Source organism: Paenibacillus sp. 2TAB26 (assembly GCF_052115145.1).
GTDB lineage: Bacteria > Bacillota > Bacilli > Paenibacillales > Paenibacillaceae > Pristimantibacillus.
The window spans coordinates 1-4,287 of the sequence record NZ_JBFRGC010000064.1 but is presented as its reverse complement, the minus strand read 5'-3'; the positions used below and the strand labels follow the sequence as shown (position 1 = coordinate 4,287).

Here is a 4,287-nt window from a genome sequence, read left to right as displayed (position 1 = left end):
CACTAGACTTAGGATCTAGCGGGCAACCGTGGGGGTTCAAGTCCCTCTACGCGCATCATAGTACGACAAAAGAAGTCTTGCTTAGCAAGGCTTTTTTTGTTGTTTAAAAGTAGGAAATGACACTCATATGAGATGCTTTTGAGTAGTTTTTATCAAATTGGTAATCCCATATTGGTAAAACGTAATAAGGCTTCAGTTGTTATTACTCCGATCTCGTAAAAAATTCCTCTACGCCTCCCCAAGCTTTTTAACCCTCTGCAGACAAGTATTATCATTCTAATATCTGGAATCTAATAAGAGACGAAGGTACGGGATGTTAAGAGCAAAATAAACACGCCTTAAAAAAGAAGAAGACTGCTCTATAATTGTACTGTGATTCGACTGCAAGTGAACTCATTGAAAAGGCGAACGCTTAGACAGCTGTTGGTCTAGGCATTACTAATATTTCAGATCGTAATGTTGCGGAAATTCATTCAATAATCTAGGGTAGATGTTCGAATGAATGCAAGTAGCTTTTTTTGACTATAACACTATATAAAAAGTGCTAGTCTCGGCGCCTCTGGCGCACACACGACCGACTGGACATCGGTGCGTTTACATTAGTGATGTTTGTTCTTCAAGAGAACTCCTTCCATTATGACTGCACGTCTACCTGCGATAGGAGATGCTTTCTAACGTGGGTTTTACGGTGTTATGCCAATCTAGATACCCCGATCGTTCAATCCAATTCATGTATCTACGATACATCAAGCGGGGTGTCCCTGAAAATTAGTAATAAAAAATCTGTGATATAATATTAAGCAGCAATGCGAAATGGATTAACGGGCGGGGATATATATGAAATTGGAGCGATTGATCTCCATAATCTACAAGCTCCTGAATAACGAAGTTGTGTCTGCTTCTATGCTGGCTGAAGAGTATCAAGTTTCCCAAAGAACTATTTATCGGGATATCGATGTGATCTGCGCTGCGGGCTTCCCTGTTATATCGTATCAGGGAATGAATGGCGGATACGGCATAATGGACGGATACAAAATGGATAAAAGCTTGCTCGGTTCTTACGATGTGGATTCCCTGATCACCGTGCTCAGCAGCCTCTCCAGCGTGTTTAAAGATGAGCGTGCTCAGGGTACCATTGAAAGACTACAAACAATTGGACCCGAGCAGCAGATCCCCACTGTATCTGTCGACTTAGAAACCCGCCGGTCAGGGCCGGACGCGCTTCAACATTTACGTACGGGCATTACGGAGCGAAAAATCGTCCGTTTTGATTATATTAATGCTAATAATGATCGTACTTCCCGTGATATGGAACCCATACAGCTTCATTTCAAATATGGCAATTGGTACGTTTATGGCTTTTGTCGAACGCGTTGTGACTATCGGGAGTTCCGACTATCACGGATAATGAACTTAGTATTGACGCAGGAAGACTTTCAGCAGCACCACTTAGTGTCGAAAGAGCTTACTTTCACAAACAAGGAATGGTGCGATCTTTTGAAAGATGTTGTGATTCAAGTGGGACCGGAGGCTTTGGCGATAGCTATGGATCAGTTTCACCAAGCGGATATGCAATTTCATGCCGATGGAAATGCAACGATACGAATTCCAGTTTATAAACCACTAGAAGCAAGATGGCTATGGTCCATTCTTCTGAGCTTTGGCAGTGGCGCCGAAGTACTCGAACCTCATGCACTACGAGGGATTTTAAAAGAACAGCTTCAAAATACACTCAAACTTTATGAAGAAGTATGACAGTCTGTTGTCATACTTCTTTTATTATTATAACTACAGAACCAAAATCAATTTATTAGAAATCAAAAGGAGACTTTACGAATGTCCAATTATCCAGTAGAAATGTTTCAATACCACACATGGGCCAACCAAACGATCATGGGGAGAATCAAGGAACTCCCTGCCTCTGTGCTAAGTCAAGAAGTAAACAGCTCATTTGCTACCCTTGCCCATGCCCTTAGTCATATCTATGCAGTGGATACGATGTGGTATAAGGTTTTAACAGGCACTGGTATGCGAGAGGCATTTCAAGAATGTATGTCGCTAAATGTGAGTATCCTGCATTCTGTAGATGAATACGCCAACAACTTCGCACAGTTATCGGAACAATACAGAGAATGGTTCCAAAGCGAAGCTGATTTGGAGCAAACCGTTTTGCTTGATAACCCATTTGCCGGAATTCGCCAAACACGCTTATCGGAAATTGTACTGCAAGTGGCCAATCATGGGACCTATCACAGAGGCAATATTTCAACAATGTTGCGCCAACTAGGCCACGCATCCGTCATGAACGACTATGCATTTTTTTGGTATCAGGAAGCTGCGGAATCCGTTTAAACACTAGCGCATCGTTTTGAAAATTTGGTGAGTGCAATGGATATTGTTTTGAGTTAAATCAAATTATACTAAAAAGGTCGATACTTCTAAAAATAGGGGAGTCGACCTTTTTACTTCGATTTAATAGAAGAAATAAGTCACCATTGCTAGTTGAGATAAGTATCATTTTACCCTTTTGCTGATAGCATCAAGTTCGACTTAGGTCATACGTTGTATAATGGATTTAATTTCACACTATAATTAGAAGGAGCTTGAGTTTTATCTATGGAAATTGAAAATCTAATTACAGTAAAATCGAGAGAAGATTTGAGGATTTGGCTACAGGAAAATGGAAATATTAAAAAGTCTTGCTGGGTAGTAGTTAGCATGACGCCAAACCCAGATAAGTTGCTGTATTTGGACGCGGTCGAAGAATCTTTGTGCTTTGGATGGATTGATGGAGTGAAAAAGAAAATAGCCGAAACTCAAATGGCGCAGAGACTATCACCTAGAAGCAAAAAAAGTTCATGGACTGAATTGAATAAAGAACGTGTCCGCCGCCTTGAAAAGTTGGGGTTAATGAGAGATGAAGGAAGAAAGGTACTTCCCGATATGGATTACGATTCTTTTAAAATAGATAAGGTTATAGAGCAAAGGCTCAAAGAGGAGAGACAGACATTTGAGAATTTTTCGGCATTTCCAGCTCTTTATAAAAGAGTTCGGATCGACACGATACAAAGTAATAAAAACCAGCCGGAATTATATAATAGTAGATTAGACAAATTCATTGCAAACACTAAGGAAAATAAAATATACGGTCAATGGCATGACAATCGACGCCTCCTAGATTATTAAGATACAATATTTTGTAGCGAGAAATTGTTTTTTGTGGGTGATATAAGTACGCCGAAATAGGCTATTTGTAATTAGTGGTTGTAGTCTTCTACTATACTAATTTTGATTTGTTTCAAATTAAAAACCCATCCTTTCATAGGCGTGATAGGATCATTTTAGTTCCTACACATACGAATAGGTCGGGGAGGTGCTTATGCTGGACGGTTCAGCTGCTATTGTGAATGTTGAATACGGATGGTCTTGGCCTAGAATAGAATGAACATTCGTGGAGGATGTAAAGCAAGAATTAATTCTGATTGTAAATAACGAACAGGTTACGTAGGTGATCTTAATAGATAAAGAAGAATTACTAATGGCTTTTTAAAGTTAAGGACTTTGCACAGTTATAATTCATTTTAAAAAGCAATCGTATTTAAGAATCAAGATGCTATTCCCCTGTAAATGAGTATCAGAAGCAAGTCACGGAATTCATACAAACCTGTACAGGGATAGATAAGAAGTGATGCAGCTTTGTGTCTTCTAGGATTAAATAGATTGATGTAAGGCAGAATCAGATATCAAGCAGAAAACGATGAAATATATGAGCTGATTTGAATTCCATTTGTTAATTACACATAGTTAACTAGGCTAACATTGAGCTCGAAAATAAATAACTAATAATATGTTTGTTCATTTATATTAACGAAATTAAATATTAAAACGCTTAAATGTAGTGTTTTACAGGCATTATAGACGTATTAAATGGCATTTATATAGTGAAATCATAAATATAATAAATTAATTTAAAAAAAGACTTGCAATCATATATGCATGCATGGTATATTCTAATTCCGGCCGAGAGATACACGCGGACGGCGAGAGAAACAAACGAWAGAAAAGWTTGCTCTTTGAAAACTGAACAACGAGTAATAACTGCCTCGCAAATCCTTCGGGATAAGCGAAAAAAGCGATAAAAAAAGTAATGAGCATTTCAAACACCAATTTGGAGAGTTTGATCCTGGCTCAGGACGAACGCTGGCGGCGTGCCTAATACATGCAAGTCGAGCGGAGTTGATGAGGTGCTTGCACCTCTGATGCTTAGCGGCGGACGGGTGAGTAACA

At 39.2% G+C, this 4,287-nt stretch carries 3 protein-coding genes and 1 rRNA gene; all 4 read left to right on the top strand.

What is annotated here, in order from left to right:
- The first annotated feature begins 837 nt into the window (after positions 1-837).
- A complete protein-coding gene (locus tag AB4Z50_RS35725) occupies positions 838-1,755 on the top strand; it encodes a helix-turn-helix transcriptional regulator (RefSeq protein WP_441887231.1) in 918 nt (305 codons plus the stop codon).
- 81 nt (positions 1,756-1,836) lie between these two features.
- Complete coding sequence (locus AB4Z50_RS35720) at positions 1,837-2,352, top strand: DinB family protein (RefSeq protein WP_441887229.1); 516 nt, start codon at positions 1,837-1,839, stop codon at positions 2,350-2,352.
- A gap of 264 nt (positions 2,353-2,616) precedes the next feature.
- A complete protein-coding gene (locus tag AB4Z50_RS35715) occupies positions 2,617-3,186 on the top strand; it encodes a YdeI/OmpD-associated family protein (RefSeq protein WP_441887227.1) in 570 nt (189 codons plus the stop codon).
- A gap of 979 nt (positions 3,187-4,165) precedes the next feature.
- Positions 4,166-4,287, top strand: a 16S ribosomal RNA gene (locus AB4Z50_RS35710); the annotation flags it as partial.